Annotated in this window: 14 protein-coding genes; 12 read left to right on the plus strand and 2 right to left on the minus strand. The window is 64.5% G+C overall.

Translation table 11 applies throughout. The features are described from left to right. Window positions 1-55: 55 nt before the first annotated feature. The 5 genes from AB7M16_RS35570 to AB7M16_RS35590 all read left to right on the plus strand — a co-directional run bounded on the left by AB7M16_RS35570 (window position 56) and on the right by AB7M16_RS35590 (window position 5,253). Entirely contained in the window at window positions 56-919 is an 864-nt protein-coding gene (locus AB7M16_RS35570; RefSeq protein ID WP_453946821.1) for an ABC transporter ATP-binding protein, read from the plus strand. Continuing rightward, complete coding sequence (locus tag AB7M16_RS35575) at window positions 919-1,695, plus strand: ABC transporter permease (protein ID WP_036001283.1); 777 nt, start codon at window positions 919-921, stop codon at window positions 1,693-1,695. Before AB7M16_RS35570 ends, AB7M16_RS35575 begins: the two co-directional genes overlap by 1 nt. A gap of 39 nt (window positions 1,696-1,734) precedes the next feature. Then, window positions 1,735-2,760: an ABC transporter substrate-binding protein gene (locus AB7M16_RS35580; RefSeq protein WP_212257400.1), complete on the plus strand. Its 1,026-nt coding sequence runs from the start codon at window positions 1,735-1,737 to the stop codon at window positions 2,758-2,760. A 16-nt stretch (window positions 2,761-2,776) separates the two neighbouring features. Next, window positions 2,777-4,210, plus strand: coding sequence for an amidohydrolase family protein (locus tag AB7M16_RS35585; RefSeq protein WP_453946822.1), 1,434 nt, complete (start codon window positions 2,777-2,779; stop codon window positions 4,208-4,210). Between the two features lie 134 nt (window positions 4,211-4,344). After that, window positions 4,345-5,253, plus strand: a complete 909-nt coding sequence (locus AB7M16_RS35590) for an amino acid ABC transporter substrate-binding protein (RefSeq protein ID WP_453946823.1) — start codon at window positions 4,345-4,347, stop codon at window positions 5,251-5,253. 23 nt (window positions 5,254-5,276) lie between these two features. Here AB7M16_RS35590 and AB7M16_RS35595 read toward each other — a convergent pair whose 3' ends face one another. Then, the gene (locus tag AB7M16_RS35595; RefSeq protein WP_453946824.1) at window positions 5,277-6,902 is read right to left on the minus strand and encodes a long-chain fatty acid--CoA ligase; all 1,626 of its coding nucleotides are present in this window, start codon (window positions 6,900-6,902) and stop codon (window positions 5,277-5,279) included. Window positions 6,903-7,078: 176 nt separating this feature from the next. Between AB7M16_RS35595 and AB7M16_RS35600 the strand changes: the two genes are divergently transcribed. The 7 genes from AB7M16_RS35600 to AB7M16_RS35630 all read left to right on the plus strand — a co-directional run bounded on the left by AB7M16_RS35600 (window position 7,079) and on the right by AB7M16_RS35630 (window position 12,874). Next, complete coding sequence (locus AB7M16_RS35600; protein WP_453946825.1) at window positions 7,079-8,923, plus strand: flavin-containing monooxygenase; 1,845 nt, start codon at window positions 7,079-7,081, stop codon at window positions 8,921-8,923. Between the two features lie 5 nt (window positions 8,924-8,928). Beyond that, window positions 8,929-9,732 carry a shikimate dehydrogenase family protein gene (locus tag AB7M16_RS35605; protein WP_453946826.1) on the plus strand — a complete coding sequence of 268 codons (804 nt, stop codon included), beginning with the start codon at window positions 8,929-8,931 and terminating at the stop codon, window positions 9,730-9,732. A 121-nt stretch (window positions 9,733-9,853) separates the two neighbouring features. Continuing rightward, window positions 9,854-10,669: a lytic murein transglycosylase gene (locus tag AB7M16_RS35610; RefSeq protein ID WP_172786282.1), complete on the plus strand. Its 816-nt coding sequence runs from the start codon at window positions 9,854-9,856 to the stop codon at window positions 10,667-10,669. A 113-nt stretch (window positions 10,670-10,782) separates the two neighbouring features. Then, the gene (locus AB7M16_RS35615; protein WP_007592399.1) at window positions 10,783-11,004 is read left to right on the plus strand and encodes a hypothetical protein; all 222 of its coding nucleotides are present in this window, start codon (window positions 10,783-10,785) and stop codon (window positions 11,002-11,004) included. A gap of 12 nt (window positions 11,005-11,016) precedes the next feature. Continuing rightward, on the plus strand, window positions 11,017-11,439 hold the full coding sequence (locus AB7M16_RS35620) for a hypothetical protein (RefSeq protein ID WP_172786283.1): 423 nt from the start codon (window positions 11,017-11,019) through the stop codon (window positions 11,437-11,439). Between the two features lie 389 nt (window positions 11,440-11,828). Further along, window positions 11,829-12,275: a MaoC family dehydratase gene (locus AB7M16_RS35625; RefSeq protein ID WP_212257407.1), complete on the plus strand. Its 447-nt coding sequence runs from the start codon at window positions 11,829-11,831 to the stop codon at window positions 12,273-12,275. Between the two features lie 86 nt (window positions 12,276-12,361). Beyond that, window positions 12,362-12,874: a hypothetical protein gene (locus tag AB7M16_RS35630; protein ID WP_453946827.1), complete on the plus strand. Its 513-nt coding sequence runs from the start codon at window positions 12,362-12,364 to the stop codon at window positions 12,872-12,874. Window positions 12,875-12,924: 50 nt separating this feature from the next. Here AB7M16_RS35630 and AB7M16_RS35635 read toward each other — a convergent pair whose 3' ends face one another. After that, window positions 12,925-16,113, minus strand: coding sequence for an efflux RND transporter permease subunit (locus AB7M16_RS35635; protein WP_453946828.1), 3,189 nt, complete (start codon window positions 16,111-16,113; stop codon window positions 12,925-12,927). Between the last annotated feature and the right edge of the window lie 113 nt (window positions 16,114-16,226).

The raw sequence follows: 16,226 nt of genomic DNA on the forward strand, positions 1-16,226 counted from the left end.
GTTGATTTCGTAGGCCCCGGCCGCTGGCATCCGGTTTGCATGCACTTTGCCTGTGATGCGCATGCAACCCAACGCCCAGTTCGACGGCCAGCCCGTTCCCGAAGGCTCTGCGACGACCGCCATCGAGCTGTCCGAGGCCTCGGTGACCTTCGGGCGCGGCGACCGCGCCGTGCCTGCTTTGTCGAAGACCACGCTCAAGATCGCCGACGGCGAGTTTGTCGCACTGGTCGGCCCGTCCGGATGCGGCAAATCGACCATTTTGCGTCTGGTCAGCGGCCTGGTGCAGCCGACCAGCGGCGTCGTCATCGTCGGCGGCCGCGAGGTCGCGGCGCGGGCGATGCGGGTCGGCATGGCCTTTCAGAACCCGACCATGCTGCCGTGGATGACGATCGAGCGGAACATCATGCTGCCGCTGAAGATCGTCGAGCCGTTCCGCTCGAATTTCCGCAAGCTGCGCAAGACTGAGTTTCGCGATAAAGCCAATGCCCTGCTGGAGCAGGTCGGCCTCAAGGGTTTTGGAAATCGCTATCCCTGGCAGCTCTCCGGCGGCATGCTCCAGCGCGCCAATCTCTGCCGCGCGCTGATCCACGAGCCGCGCATGCTGCTGCTCGACGAGCCCTTCGGCGCGCTCGACCAGTTCACCCGCGAGGAGCTGTGGGCGATCCTCCAGAATCTCTGGATGACGCACAAGCCGACGGTGCTGCTGGTCACGCACGATTTGCGCGAGGCCGGCTTCCTTGCCAGCCGCATCTGCGTAATGAGCGCGCGTCCCGGCCGCATCCTCGACGACAGCCGCGTGGAGTTCGCGCGGCCGCGCACCGTGGCGATGACGTTCGAGCCGGATTTCGTCGCGCTGAACCAGAAGCTGCGCGCCTTCATCGAGGATGCGCGCAGCGCGGCCCAGCAGGGAGCAGGCTGATGTTCGGGATCGATGTCAGGCAGAAGGCGTGGTCGGCGGGGCTGATCGTGCTGTTCTTCGTCGCCTGGGAGCTGTTCTGCCTGATGACCGGCATGTCCGACCTGGTGCTGCCGCGGCCCTCGCAGGTGTTCGTGACGCTGGTCCAGCGCTTCCCGGTGCTGTGGCCGCATATCGTGCAGACGCTCGCCACCACCATGCTCGGCTTCGTGCTTGGCGTGGCGCTCGGCGTCGCCCTCGGCGCGATCATCGGCGTCTCGAAGACGGCCTACGACACCTGCTATCCGCTGCTGATCGGCTTCTCCTCGATCCCGAAGGTCGCGGTGGTGCCGATCTTCGTGCTGTGGTTCGGCTCCGGCACGGTGCCGGCGGTGCTGACCGCGCTGTCGATCTGCTTCTTCCCGATCGTCGTCAATATCGCGACGGGCCTTGCCACCACCGAGCCCGAGCTCGAGGACGTGTTGAAGGCGCTCGGCGCCAGCAAGCTCGACATCCTCTGGAACGTCGGCTTGCCGCGCACCATGCCATTCTTCTTTGCATCGCTGAAGGTTGCGATCTCCTATGCCTTCGTCGGCGCGGTGCTGTCGGAGACCGTCGCCTCCAACCGCGGCATCGGTAACGTCATGATGACCGCGTCCTCCAATTTCAACGTGCCGCTGGTGTTCGCCGGCCTGTTCGTGCTCGCCGGCCTCGGCGTCGCACTCTACGTCGTGTTCTCGCTGATCGAAGGGCAGGTCACCGGCTGGGCCACCCGCAAGAACGACGTGATCGCCACCTGATTTCCTAAACCGTCACGCAACGAAGCTGAGGAGGTCTCGATGTTGAGGAAAGTCACCGCCGCGCTGCTGGGATTGGCGCTGTCAGCCGGCGCCGCCACGGCGCAGGACACCACGATCAAGTTCACGTTGGGCTGGAAAACCCAGGGTAGCGATGCCGCCTTCTTCTATGCCAAGGACAACGGCTTCTTCAAAGAGGAAGGCCTCAACGTCGTCATCGACCAGGGCGAGGGCTCCGGCGCCACCGTCACGCGCGTGATGTCCGGTGCGTACGACGCCGGATTCGGTGACGTCAACGCCATCATCCAGAACGCCTCGACCAAGCCGCAGGAGGCGCCCGTCATGGTCTACATGATGTGGAATCAGCCGCCATTCGCGATCGTCGCCAAGAAGACCAGCGGCATCAACACAATCAAGGATTTTGAAGGCCATACGCTCGGCGGTGCGCAGGGCACGCCGACGACGCGCCTGTTGCCGGTGTTCACCCGCAAGAACGGGCTCGACGGCGAGAAGATCAAGATCTCCAACATGGCGCCGAACCTGCAGGAGCCGATGCTGATCAAGGGCGACATCGATGCGGCCCTGGTCTTCAACATCACCAGCTATTTCAACCTGGTGCTCAATCGCCAGGATCCGGACAAGGACTTCAAATGGTTCTCGTTCGGCGAGTATGGTCTCGATCTCTATTCGAACGGCGTGATGGTCTCCCGCAAGCTGATCGCCTCGAACCCGAAGGCCGTCGCGGGCCTGGTGCGCGCCATCAACAAGGGTGCGATTGCGGTTGCCAAGGACCAGAATGCCGGCATGAAGGCGGCGCTGAACTACGACAACCTCATCAACGCCGAGGTGGAGAAGCGCCGGCTGCAGTATTCCTTTGAGAAGCTGATCGTCTCGGCGGAGATGAAGGAGATCGGCATCGGCGACATCAAGGACGACCGCATGACCCGCGCCATCGGCATCGTGGTCGAGGGCTATCAGCTCGCCCGTGCCCCGACGCCGGCGGAGGTGTTCTCGCGCGAGTTCCTGCCGCCGCGCGCGGAGCGGGAGCTGGTGTATACTGCCAACTGAACTTGGAGGGACAGCGATGGCCACGGAGATCTCGGCAACCAGCCTGTTCGGTGGCCCTGACCGTGGCGTCAGCGACAACGTCGTGCTGCGGCACGATGGCGGTGTGATCACCGATATCTCGGAAGGCGCGGGGCCGGGGCCGCGCTCCTTCGTCATCCCCGCCTTCGTCAACGCCCATGATCATGCCCGCGCCACCGCCTCGTCCTTTGGCGCGGTCGGCATGCCCCTGGAAAGCTGGATTCTGCGCACCGCGCTGGGCGCGCCCGTTGATCCCTATCTGACCGCCGTCTCTGCGCTGGCCCGCTCCGCCAAGGCAGGCTGCGCGGCGATGATGGTCCACTACACGCGCCCGAGCGGGACGATGCCGCTGGTGGACGAAGCCAAGGCCGTTGCGAAAGCCGCATCCGACGTCGGCATCCGCATCGCGTTTGCATTGGCGGTGCGCGACCAGAACCCCATTGTCTACGGTGATGCCGAGCCGGTGCTCTCAGGGCTTCCCGGGAACGATCGCAAGACCATCGAGGATCTCTTCGTTCGCGCGCCGATGTCGCCGAAGGCCTATATCGAGCTGACCGATGCGATTGCCGCAGCCATCGCCGGGCCGATGGTCGACGTGCAGCTTGGGCCCGCCGGCGTGCAATGGTGCTCGAAGCCGCTGCTGGAGGCGGTGGCGGAGAACTCCGCGCGGACCGGCCGCCGCATTCACATGCATCTGCTGGAAACAATGTACCAGCGCGCCTGGGCCGACCGGCACTTTCCGGACATGGTGCGCTGGCTGCGCGACGTCGGCTTTCTCTCGGAGCGGCTGACGCTGGCGCATTGCATTCACGCCCGTCCCGAAGAGCTCGAGATGATCGCGGCCTCCGGCGCGCGCATCGTCACCAATTTCAGCTCGAACATGCATCTGCGCTCGGGCCTCGCTCCGATCGCCGCCGCGCACAGATGCGGCTGCGCCATCACCGTCGGCGTCGACGGCCTGGCGCTGGACGAGGATGACGACATCTTGCGCGAGATGCGGCTGGTGCAGATGGTTCATGGCGGCGTCGGCTTCAAGGCGACGTGGACACCGGCCGAGATGTTTTCGCTCGCCGTCCGCAACGGCCGCCGCGCAACCGGCGCGCCTGGAAGTGGGGAGCTCGCCGCCGGCAATCCGGCCGACTACGTCGTGATCGATCTCGATCGGCTCGATCGAGACCAGATTATGCCGGTCGATCCCATGGCGCTGCTGTTTGCGCGTGGAAATGCATCACTGGTGAAGGAGGTCGTCGTCGCCGGCAAGACGATCGTGCGGGACGGGATCTGCGCCGGCGTCGACCTGCCAGCCGTCGAGCAGGAATTGCGGGCGATGTACCGCGCCAATGTCGGCAAGCTCGACAGCTTCCGGCGGATGTGGCCGTCCCTGTCGGATCGGCTGAGCGGCTGGTTCGAGCAGCAGCTGACCTGCGAGTGACGCGCCGATGGGCCGCGACGGAATGTATATCAAACAGCGATAGCTGGTAGACGCAGCCGCGTCTGGCGCTCGACTGATCTGTAGGCTATCAGCTCCTCGATAGCTCGACGCCAATTCCCTTCGAGGAGCCCCTGATGCGCTTACCGACCGTTCTCCTGGCCCTGACATGTCTTGCGGGCGCAGCTTCAGCCGAAGACCTCACGGGCACGCTTCAGAAGGTGAAGGAGACCAAGAAGATCACGCTGGGCTATCAGGAGGCCTCGGTCCCGTTCAGCTATCTCGACGGCAACCAGAAGCCGGTCGGCTTTGCCATGGACATCTGCCTTGGGATCGTTGATGCCGTGAAGAAGCAACTCGGCATGCCCGACATTTCGGTCGAAACTATCGCGGTGACGTCCTCGAACCGGATTCCGTTGATGGTCAACGGCACGCTCGACCTGCATTGCTCGGCGACCACCAACAATGCCGACCGCCAGAAGCAGGTCGCCTTCACCAACACGCATTTCCTCAGCGCGACGCGGTTCGCGGCCAGGAAGGCGGCGAACGTCAAGACCATCGACGATCTCAAGGGCAAGGCGGTCACGGCCGTGGCGGGATCTGTCAACCTGACGCAGCTCGCCAAGGTCAACACCGAGCGCAATCTCGGCATCAACATCATGCCTGCCAAGGACCAGGCCGAGGCCTTCCTGCTGCTGGAGACCGACCGCGCCCAGGCCTATGCGCTCGACGACGTCCAGCTCGCGGTCGCGATCGCGCGGTCGAAGGAGCCGCAAGCCTACATGATCAGCGAGGAGGCGTTCTCCAAGCCCGAGCCTTACGGCATCATGCTGCGGCGGGAGGATGCGCCGTTCAAGGCACTTGCCGATCGCGCCACCGCGGAGCTTTATGCCAGCCCCGATATCGAGGTTCTCTACAAGAAGTGGCTGCAATCGCCGACGCCGCCGAACGGCCTCAACTACAACGTCCCGATGTCATCAGCCTTGCGCAACGCCTTCAAGAAGCCGAGCTCGAGCGCCGACCCTGATGTCTACGTTGTGAACTGAGGCGGGCTGGGCGCTGACGGGCGTTAGGCGACGCGGTACTCCCTGAAGCGCTCGCGCAGCGCCGATTTCAGCACCTTGCCGGTGCCGGTCATCGGGAATTCGTCTAGGAATTCGACGGCGTCCGGCAGCCACCAGCTCGCGAGCTTCGGACGCATGTGCTCGAGCAGCGTCTTGCCGTCGACCGTCGCTCCCTTCTTGCGGACGACGAGAAGCAGGGGGCGCTCCTGCCATTTCTCGTGGCTGATCGCGACGACGGCCGCTTGCAGCACATCGGGGTGGGACAGGGCGATGTCCTCGAGCTGGATCGAGGAGATCCACTCGCCGCCGGACTTGATCACGTCCTTGGAACGGTCGGTCAGCGTGACGTGGCCTTGTGGGTCGATCACGGCCATGTCGCCGGTGATCAGCCAGCCGTCGCGGTCGAGGCCCTCGTCCAGCTTCATGTAGCCGGAGGCGACCCAGGGGCCGCGGGCGCGCAGATGCCCGACGGTCTTGCCGTCGCGCGGCAGCTCGATGCCGGCGTCGTCGACGATGCGCAAATGCGTGCCGAAGCAGGCGCGGCCGGAGACCTGACGGCGGTCGAATTTCTCCGTCTCGCTGAGATGCTCCGAGCCTGGCCGCAGCCCCGGCATCGAGCAGCCCAGCGCCTCGGTCATGCCCCAGGCCTGGATGTAATCGACATTGTACTCGCGCTTGAGCTTCTCGACCATCGCGCGCGGCGGGGCCGAGCCCGACGACAACGTCGCCCGTAAGGTCGAGAATCTGTTGCCGGTCCGCCCGAGCCAATCGAGCAGGATCAGCCAGAAGCTCGGCACGCCCGCCGACAGCGTCACCTTCTCGCCTTCCAGCAATTCGTAGAGCTTGTCCGGCTCGTAGTTGCGACCGGGCAGCACGAGCTTCGATCCTGTATAGGGCGCGCTGAACGGCATGTTCCAGCCATTGCCGTGAAACAGCGGCGCCATCGGCATCATCACCTCGCGCACGCCTTCGACATGTCCCGACAGGAAGTCGAAATTGCAGCAGGTCATGGTCTGCAGGATCGCGGCGCGGTGCGAATAGATCACGCCCTTTGGATTGCCCGTCGTGCCCGAAGTGTAGCAGATCGTCGAGGCGGATTTCTCGTCGAACTCCGGCCAGGCGAAGCCGGCATCGGTCTCCTTCTCAAGAAGCTCTTCGTAGCAATGCACATTCGTAAGCTTCGTCTCGGGCATTCGCTCGCGCGAGGACATCACGACATAGGCCTCGACCGTCTTCAGCTGCGGCGCGATCGCCTCCACGAACGGCAGCGTGGCGCGGTCGATGAAGAGCAGGCGGTCCTCGGCGTGGTTGATGATGTAGACGAGCTGCTCGGGAAACAGCCTGGGATTAACGGTGTGCAGCACGTAGCCCATGCCTGGCGCCGCATAGAACATCTCGAAATGCCGGTGCGTGTTCCAGGCCAGCGTTCCGACGCGGTCGCCTTGCCTCATGCCGAGCCGCTTCAGCGCCAGCGCCATGCGCCTGATGCGCGGATGGGCCTCGGCATAGGTGTAGCGATGAATGTCGCCCTCGATTTCGCGTGCGACGATCTCGGCTTCGCCATGATAGTCGGCCGCATATTGGATCAGGCCGCTGATCAGCAGCGGCATGTCCATCATCAATCCCTGCATGTTTCCCTCCGGATTGCCACGTCGTTGCATGGCGTAGGCTTGTGATTTGCGCTTGAGGTTAGCGGAACGTCACGCGGCGTTCACGTAAAAAACAATCAGCGTGATTGCATGCCGCGCTTTTTCGGCGCTAACGTGCGGTGAGCTGCCGGCGAAGCAGCATGCGCGGGAGGAATCGAATGTCAGCGGAAAGACACAAGACCGATGCAGCCGGCGCATCTACGGTTGATATTTCCGCCCTCCGTGCCCGTTATCGCGACGAGCGCGACCGCCGTCTGCGCGCCGAGGGCAAGGCGCAATATGTCGAGGCGACAGGCGAGTTCGGCCGTTATCTCGACCATCCCTGGGCCGATCCCGGCTTTGCGCGCGCAGCGATCAGTGAAGCGACCGAAGTGCTCATCGTCGGCGGTGGGTTCGGCGGCCTGCTGTGTGGCGCGCGATTGCGCGAGGCCGGCATCGCGGATTTTCGTATCGTGGAAAAGGCCGCCGACTTCGGCGGCACCTGGTACTGGAATCGTTATCCCGGCGCCGCCTGCGATACCGAGAGCTATATCTATCTGCCGCTGCTGGAAGAGACCGGCTACATGCCGGTGCGCAAATATGCCCGGGCGCCGGAGATCTACGAGCATTCGCGCCGCATCGGCCGTCATTTCGGGCTGGACGAGCGCGCGCTGTTTCAGACCGTGATCTCGCGGATGACATGGCAGGAGCAGGAAGCGCGTTGGCTGGTCGAAACCGATCGCGGCGACCGGATCGCCGCGCGCTTCGTCATCCTCGCCGGCGGACCGCTCAGCCGTCCGAAGCTGCCGGGCATTCCTGGAATCGAAACGTTCAGAGGTCACAGCTTTCATACCAGTCGCTGGGACTACGGCTACACCGGCGGCAATGCGGACGGTGGCCTGACCGGCCTTGCCGACAAGCGCGTCGGCATCATCGGCACCGGCGCCACCGCCGTGCAATGCGTGCCGCATCTCGGTTGTTCGGCCAAGGAGCTCTATGTATTCCAGCGCACGCCGTCCGCGATCGGCGTTCGCGACGATCGTCCGACGGAGCCGGACTGGGCGCAGAGCCTCAAGCCAGGCTGGCAGCGCGAGCGCATGGACAATTTCACGGCCGTGATTTCAGGCGAGCCGTTCGAGCAGGATCTGGTGCAGGACGGCTGGACTGGCCTGCTCGGCGAGATCCTGCTGGCGCCACGCCGGCAACCCCAGCCGGTGACCTCGCTGGAGGAGGCGCTGAAGGTGATCGAGCAGGCCGACTACCGCAAGATGGAGGAGATCCGCGCGCGCGTCGACACGGTGGTCAAGGATGGGGCGACCGCGGCAGCGCTCAAGCCCTGGTACAAGGCGTTCTGCAAGCGCCCCTGCTTCCACGACGAATATCTCGATACGTTCAACCGTCCCAACGTGCATCTGGTCGATACCGGGGGGAAGGGCGTCGAACGCATCACCGAGAACGCCGTCGTCGCCAATGGCAAGGCCTACGAGCTCGACTGCCTGATCTATGCCAGCGGCTTCGAGGTCGGCACCGATTACGCGCGCCGCATGGGCTTCGAGGTCTACGGCCGCGACGGCATGAGCCTGTCCGAGCGCTGGCAGGACGGCGTCAAGACGCTGCACGGCTTCTACAGCCGCGGCTTTCCGAACTGCTTCCTGATCGTCACCGTTCAGGCGGGACAGAGCGCCAACTTTCCGCACATCATCGACGAGCAGTCGCAGCACATCGCCTATGTCGTCAAGGAGGCGCGCGAGCGCAAGGCACGCGCCCTGGAGCCGACGCATGCCGCCGAGAACGCCTGGGTCGAGGAGGTCGTCAAGGCCGCGCTCGGCCGCCAGACCTATCTCGCCGAATGTACGCCGGGCTACTACAACAACGAAGGCGTGTTCGATCCGATCGCGGCGAGAAACAGCCAATATTGGCGCGGGCCGGTGGCATTCCTGCGGCTGCTCGAGAAATGGCGCAAGGAGGGCAATCTGGAAGGTCTGGAATTGAGCTATGGGACCGCCGCGCCGGCCCAGGCTTGAGCGGCATGATCCCGGCCCCCACAGGTGCCACGCGACTCTACGTCATCGTCGGCGATCCCATCGCGCAGGTGCGCTCGCCGGCGGGCGTATCGGCCGCCTTTGCCGCGCGCGGGCACGACGGTCTGCTCGTGCCTGTCCAGGTGACGTCAGGGGATCTGCCTGACTTTCTCTCGGTGGCCGGGCGGCTGAAGAACCTCGACGGCATCGTCGTGACCATCCCGCATAAATTTGCCTGCCACCAGGCCTGTGCGAGCGCGACGGCACGCGCGCATTTCCTGCGGACCGTGAATCTGATGCGGCGGCGTCCCGACGGGGGTTGGCACGGCGACATGGTGGACGGCCTCGGCTTCGTCGGTGCGGCGCGGGCGAATGGCATCGATCCGAAGGGCATGCGGGCGCTGCTTGTCGGTGCGGGCGGGGCGGGCTCGGCGATCGCACTCGAACTGCTCGAGGCCGGCGTTCGCGAGCTTGCGATCCACGACAGTCTGCCTGAGCGGCGCGACGTACTGGTCGGCCAGCTCAACGGACTAGGCAAGGCACCGGTCCGGGTCGGCTCGGAGGATCCGGCCGGCTTCGACTTCGTCGCCAATGCCACGCCCGCCGGTATGAAGGATGGCGACCCGCTGCCGGTCGATGTGGCGCGGCTCGTACCGTCGACCTATTGCGGCTGCGTCATCACCAAGCCCGAAGTATCGCCCTTTATCGCAGCGGCCCGCAGGATCGGCTGCGTCACCGGGACCGGCACCGATATGTACCAGCAGCACCAGAGCATCATGGTGGATTTTCTGCTGGGCGCGGAGGGGACGTAAGGCGCCGGTGTCAAGGGCTTTGCTTGTATTGATTGTAGCATCCGGGACTTGAGCGAGTGCAACTGACGTAGGATCATGCGATCTCGCGCGAGCCGGTCGCGCCATCCGGAGAGGACACGTAATGATGAAGGGCAGGACAGTCGCAACCGCGGTGATTGGCGCGACCGCGCTGCTTCTCTCGCTGCCTGTGGCCGAGGCCGCGCAATGCGGCAGCTCGCCGGCCGGCTTCGAGGCCTGGAAGCGCGAGTTCAGCGCGGAGGCGCAGGGCAAGGGCATCGGTCCCACCGCGCTGTCGGCGCTGATGCAGACGAACTATGCCAGCGCCACCATCGCGGCTGACCGCGGCCAGCGCAGCTTCTCGCTGACGCTCGACCAGTTCCTGGCCAAGCGGGGTGCCACCACCATCGTCGCCAAGGGCCGGCAGCTCAAGCAGTCACAGGCCGCCTTGTTCGCCTCGATCCAGCAGCGCTATGGCGTGCCGCCCGGGCCGCTGATCGCGATCTGGGGCATGGAGACCGGCTTCGGCAGCCAGCGCGGCAACCAGAACATGCTGTCGTCGATCGCGACCCTCGCATATGATTGCCGCCGTCCCGAATTCTTCACCGACCAGCTCTATGCCGCCCTGAAGCTGATCGACCGTGGTACGCTGTCGGGATCGACCCGCGGCTCCATGCATGGCGAGGTCGGCCAGACCCAGTTCATGCCCAAGAACATTCTGGCCTACGGCACGGGCAATCTCGAAGTTGCGGCCAATGCGCTGAACTCGACGGCGAATTTCCTCAAAGGCCATGGTTGGCGCGCGGGAGCCGGATACCAGCCGGGCGAGCCCAATTTCGCCGCGATCGAGGCCTGGAATGCTGCGGGCGTCTATCAGAAGGCGATCGCGCTGATGGGCCGGCAGATCGACGAGGGCGGGGGTGCTGCGGCCTCGCGCTGAGCTCTGGCTCAGCGACGTGTGATGCGACGGTGCGAGAAAGTTGTTGCCTTCTGGAACCGACGGCACGAGGTTTGCTTTGATCAAGTTCAGGGCTGGGCATGAGGAGACTCAACATGGCTACCCAGATCGTGATGGACCAGACTGGCGATACGCGCCACGAGTTTGATCCTGGCAATGCCGAAGCGCTGGCGCGAGCCGAACGGCGCTTTCGGGAGCTCACCGGAGCCGGCTTCACCGCCGCGCTTCGAACCGGACCCGGCGAAGTGACCCGGATCCGATCATTCGATCCGACCGCGCAGGAAACGCTGTTCTATCCCCGCCTGGTCGGCGGTTGATCTGAGCTGCTCATGATCGCGGCAGTTTGGCTCCGCGCGCCAGCGCGTGCGCGTCTGCATGCGCTGCGTGAACTCTATCGCCGCTTCTTCGGCGAGAATACGCCGGATGCCCGCGGCCGCCGGCTTCTGGCCGAATGGCTGTCGCCGGCGCAGCGCGCGCAATTCGAGCAATACCGGTATTTCGACGTCGTCGGTTGCGACACCGGCAGGATCTATCGCATTCACTACGGCACAGCCGCGAACGTCCACGAGGTCGACAGTGACGGGCGTGCGACGATGGGGTGGTGCTTCGTCCCGTCAGGCTTCCTGGTGCCGGGCGACGTGATGCTGGCGCAGAAGATCGCGCTCGAGACGGACGAGAAGGGGGCGCTTGCGCTCGCCAACCGGTTTCCGCCGGCGACGCATTCCGAGCACTTCTACCGACGGCCTTTCTAGCGTCGGGAAGGGGGCAACTTTCAGGAATGCGTGGTGCGGTAGGCGTCGAGCGCATGCGCCGCGAAGACGCCGATGCTGCACAGTGCGAGCAGGGCCGAGATCAGCTCGATCATCGCTCGTCCTCCCGTAGCGGCTGGGCAACGAGGTTCTGACAGCACGAATATTCGTAGATCAGGTCGAGGATGAACTGCATGGTGGCCTTCCCTGTATTTATTTTGACAACTACTTAACCGGCCATCTGTTTCAGGCGTGTTTCGTCGCATCGGGAAAGGGGTTTCGCGAGGAACCTTGCGCTGGTTTGTGCGCTGCGGGCCCGCTATATCCCTCATGGCTCAGGCGATTTTGAGCCGTCTCTTCGGGAGCGGCGCATCATATTGCGAGGCAAAATCATGGCGCAGGTCGAGTGGTTCGACGATCTGACCATCGGAATGCGGTTCAAATCCCCGGAAGTCGTGGTCACCGAGGCCGACATCAAGCGCTTCGCTGCCGAGTTCGATCCGCAGCCAATGCATCTCGACCACGAGGCGGCGAAGCAGACCCTGTTCAAGGGGCTTGCAGCCTCGGGATGGCACACCGCCGCGATCGCCATGAACCTTGCGATCCAGACCCGTCCGTTCGGCCCGCATCCGCTGATCGGCGCCGGTGTGGACGGCCTGCGCTGGACCATGCCGGTGCGGCCCAACGACCGTCTGCATCTGGTCGGCGAGGTCATGAGCCTGACGCCGTCGAAATCGAAGCCGCAGGGGATCGCGTTGGTGAAATGGACCATGTTCAACCAGAACGGCGAGGAGGTTTACACCTTCACTCCGATCGCGATCGTGCCGCGGCCGGGATAGGACGGCCGCCGGCCATTCGCCTCGCCCTCTTGCGAGCCGCCGGCCGAGGTGGTCATCTCGGCGCGGGGAACGCGCTGGAGGCCGACATGAAACGATCTCTTCTCGCCGCCGGAATTCTCGCTTGCGCCTTGAGCGCAGCCGTGTTGGGCCCAAGCGCTGCGCTTGCGCAACAATCCAAGGTCGGCGACTGGACCATCGAGAAGCGCACGCAGGACACCCACTGCAATGCCAGCCGCGGCTACAAGGACAAGGATGACGAGAATCGCGACTACGTCATCGTGATCACCTATTCCGAGCAGGCGATCGTGATCGTGATGATCTACGACGGTTGGGAATGGGACAAGGTCGGCGAGATCCTCCGGGCCGATGTCGGCACTGACGATGCCGACATCATGAAGAAGGCCAAGTGGGAGGTCATGGACAAGACCACGGTGCGCGGCATCTTCGCATACGATCAGTCGATCATGGATCGCCTCGCGAAGGCCAAGCGCCTCACGCTGGATTTCGAGGACGACGACGATGACAGCATCGAGATGCAGATCCCGCGAATTGGCGAGGCGCTGGCGGCGCTGAAATTCTGCGAGGAGAACCGGAAATAATCGATCGACCTTGTTGGTCCCGCCGGGGGCGTGCCGCGGCGGGACACTGTTCACTCGGCAGGCCCGTGGACCGGCGCCGCGCCGATGTCGCTGCCGTGATGGATCAGCGGCTTCATGCCCGTGACGGTTCGGAGCAGCACATAGAACACCGGCGTCAGGAACAGGCCGAACACGGTGACGCCGATCATCCCGGAGAACACGGCAACGCCCATCGCGCGCCGCATCTCCGAGCCGGCGCCGGTCGAGAGCACCAGCGGCAGCACGCCCATGATGAACGCCATCGAGGTCATCAGGATCGGGCGCAGCCGCAAGCGACTGGCTTCGATCGCGGCCCGGATCGGCGCGCGCCCGGCGAATTCGAGTTCGCGCGCGAATTCGACGATCAGGATCGCGTTCTTGGCGGAGAGGCCGACCAGCACGATGAGGCCGATCTGGGTGAAGACGTTGTTGTCGCCCTTTGAGATCCAGACGCCGAACATCGCGGCGAGCAAGCCCATCGGCACGATCATGATGATCGACAGCGGCAGGGTCAGGCTCTCATAGAGCGCGGCCAGCACCAGGAACACCAGCAGGATCGCCAGCGGAAACACCCAGATGCCCGAATTGCCGGCGATGAACTCCTGATAGGTCAGGTCGGTCCATTCGAAGGCAAAGCCCGGCGGCAGCACTTCCGCGGCGATCCGCGTCGCCGCCTCCTGTGCCTGTCCCGACGAGAAGCCGGGCGCGGCCGCCGCGTTGATGTCGGACGACAGGAAGCCGTTGTAGCGGATCGCGCGCTCCGGTCCCGCGCTCTGGCGGATCTTGAGCAGCGCCGACAATGGCACCATGTCGCCGGACGACGAGCGCACCTTCAATTGCCGGATGTCGTCGGCGCGGGCGCGGAACGGCGCGTCGGCCTGCAAGCGGACGGAATAGGTGCGGCCGAACTTGTTGAAGTCGTTGACGTAGTAGGAGCCGAGGTAGATCTGCAGCGTGTTGAACACCTCCGTCACGGGTACGCCCAGCTGAAGCGCCTTGGTGCGGTCGATGTCGGCGAACAGCTGGGGCACGTTGACCTGGAAGCTTGAGAACACGCCGGCGATCTCCGGCGCCTTCTGCATCGCAGCCATGAAGGCGTTGGTCGCCTCGTTCAGGGCGTCATAGCCAAGACCGGCGCGGTCCTCGATCTGCAGCTTGAAGCCGCCGATGGTGCCGAGGCCGTTGACGGGCGGCGGCGGGAACATGGCGATGAAGGCTTCCTGGATCCCGGCATATTTCTTGTTCAGCTCGGCCGCAATCGCATTCCCGCTCAGGGCCGCATCCTTGCGCTCGTCGAACGGCTTCAGCGTCGAGAACACGATGCCGGCGTTGGAGGAGTTGGTGAAGCCGGAGATCGACAGGCCCGGGAAGGCCACCGAGCTCTCGACACCGGGCTGGGTCAGTGCGATGTCGCTCATCTTGCGGATCACCTCCTCGCTGCGGTCGAGCGTGGCGCCATCGGGCAGGCGGGCGAAGCCGACGAGGTACTGCTTGTCCTGGCCCGGCACGAAGCCGCTCGGCACCTGCTGGAACAGAAACGCCGTCAGCCCGACCAGCACCACATAGAGGCCCATCACCGCGGCCTTGCCCGAGATCACCTTGCCGACGGTGCCGCTGTAATTGTCCGAGGAACGCGTGAAGGCCTTGTTGAAGCCGCGGAAGAACCAGCCGAGGCTCTTTTCCATGATCAGCGTCAGCCGGTCCTTCGGCTCGTTGTGGCCCTTGAGCAGCAGCGCCGACAAGGCCGGTGACAGCGTCAGCGAGTTGATGGCGGAGATCACGGTCGAGATCGCGATCGTCAGCGCGAACTGCTTGTAGAACTGCCCGGTGAGACCGGAGATGAAGGCGAGCGGCACGAACACCGCGATCAGCACCAGCGCGATCGCGATGATCGGGCCCGAGACCTCGCGCATCGCCTGATAGGTGGCATCCCGCGGCGACAGCCCCGCCTCGATGTTGCGCTCGACATTCTCGACCACGACGATGGCGTCGTCGACGACGATACCGATGGCGAGCACGAGACCGAACAGGCTGAGCGCGTTGATGGAGAAGCCGAACACGTGCATCACCGCGAACGTGCCCACGATCGACACCGGCACGGCCAGCAGCGGAATGATCGAGGCCCGCCAGGTCTGCAGGAACAGGATCACCACCAGCACCACCAGCGCGATCGCCTCCAAGAGCGTGTGGATCACGGCCTCGATCGAGGAGCGGACGAATTGGGTGGGATCGTAGACGATCTGGTAGGACACGCCCTCCGGCATGTTCTTCTTGATCTCCGCCATGGTGGCGCGGACGTTGTCGGAAATCTGCAGCGCGTTGGAGCCGGGCGCCTGGAAGATCGGGATCGCCACCGCCTGCTTGTTGTCGAGCAGCGAGCGCAGTCCGTATTCGGAAGCGCCAAGCTCGATGCGCGCGACGTCGCGCAACCGCACGACCTCGCCGCGCGTACCGGTCTTGACCACGATGTCGCCGAACTGCTCCTCGTTAGCGAGCCGGCCTTCCGCATTGACCGAGAGCTGGAGATCGATGCCCTTGACGTTCGGGGAGGAGCCGACCACGCCGGCGGCGGCCTCGACGTTCTGCGCCTGGATCGCCCGCACGATGTCGCTCGCGGTGAGCCCATGCTCGGCGGCCTTCTGCGGATCGACCCAGACCCGCATCGAATAGTCGCCGGCGCCATAGAGCTGGACGTCGCCGACGCCGTCGATCCGCGCCAGCCGGTCCTTGACGTTGAGCACCGCGTAATTGCGCAAGTACGTCATGTCGTAGCGGCCGTTCGGCGACAACAGATGCACAACCATGGTGAGGTCGGGCGACGACTTCTTGGTGATGATGCCGAGCTGGCGCACCACGTTGGGCAGGCGCGGCTCGGCCTGCTGCACCCGGTTCTGCACCAGCTGCGTCGCTTTGTCGGGATCGGTGCCGAGCCGGAACGTCACCGTCAGCGTCATCGCGCCGTCGGTGGTCGCCTGGCTCGACATGTAGAGCATGTTTTCGACGCCGTTGATCTGCTCCTCGATCGGGGTCGCCACCGTCTCCGCGATCACCTTGGGGTTGGCGCCGGGATAGGTCGCGCGCACCACGACGGAGGGCGGCACCACGTCCGGATATTCCGAGATCGGCATCGCGAACAGCGAGATCAGCCCCGCGAGGAAGATCAGGACCGACAGCACGCCGGCGAAAATCGGACGGTCGATGAAGAACTTTGAGAGATTCATGGCCTTGCCCCCTCCGTCATTCCGGGGCGCGCGCGAACCCGGAATCCAGAAGTGAAGTAATCGGAGTTTCGTAACTGCGAGATCCCGAGTTCGGGCTTCGCCCGCCCCGGGAT

It is taken from the genome of Bradyrhizobium sp. USDA 372, from assembly GCF_053629095.1.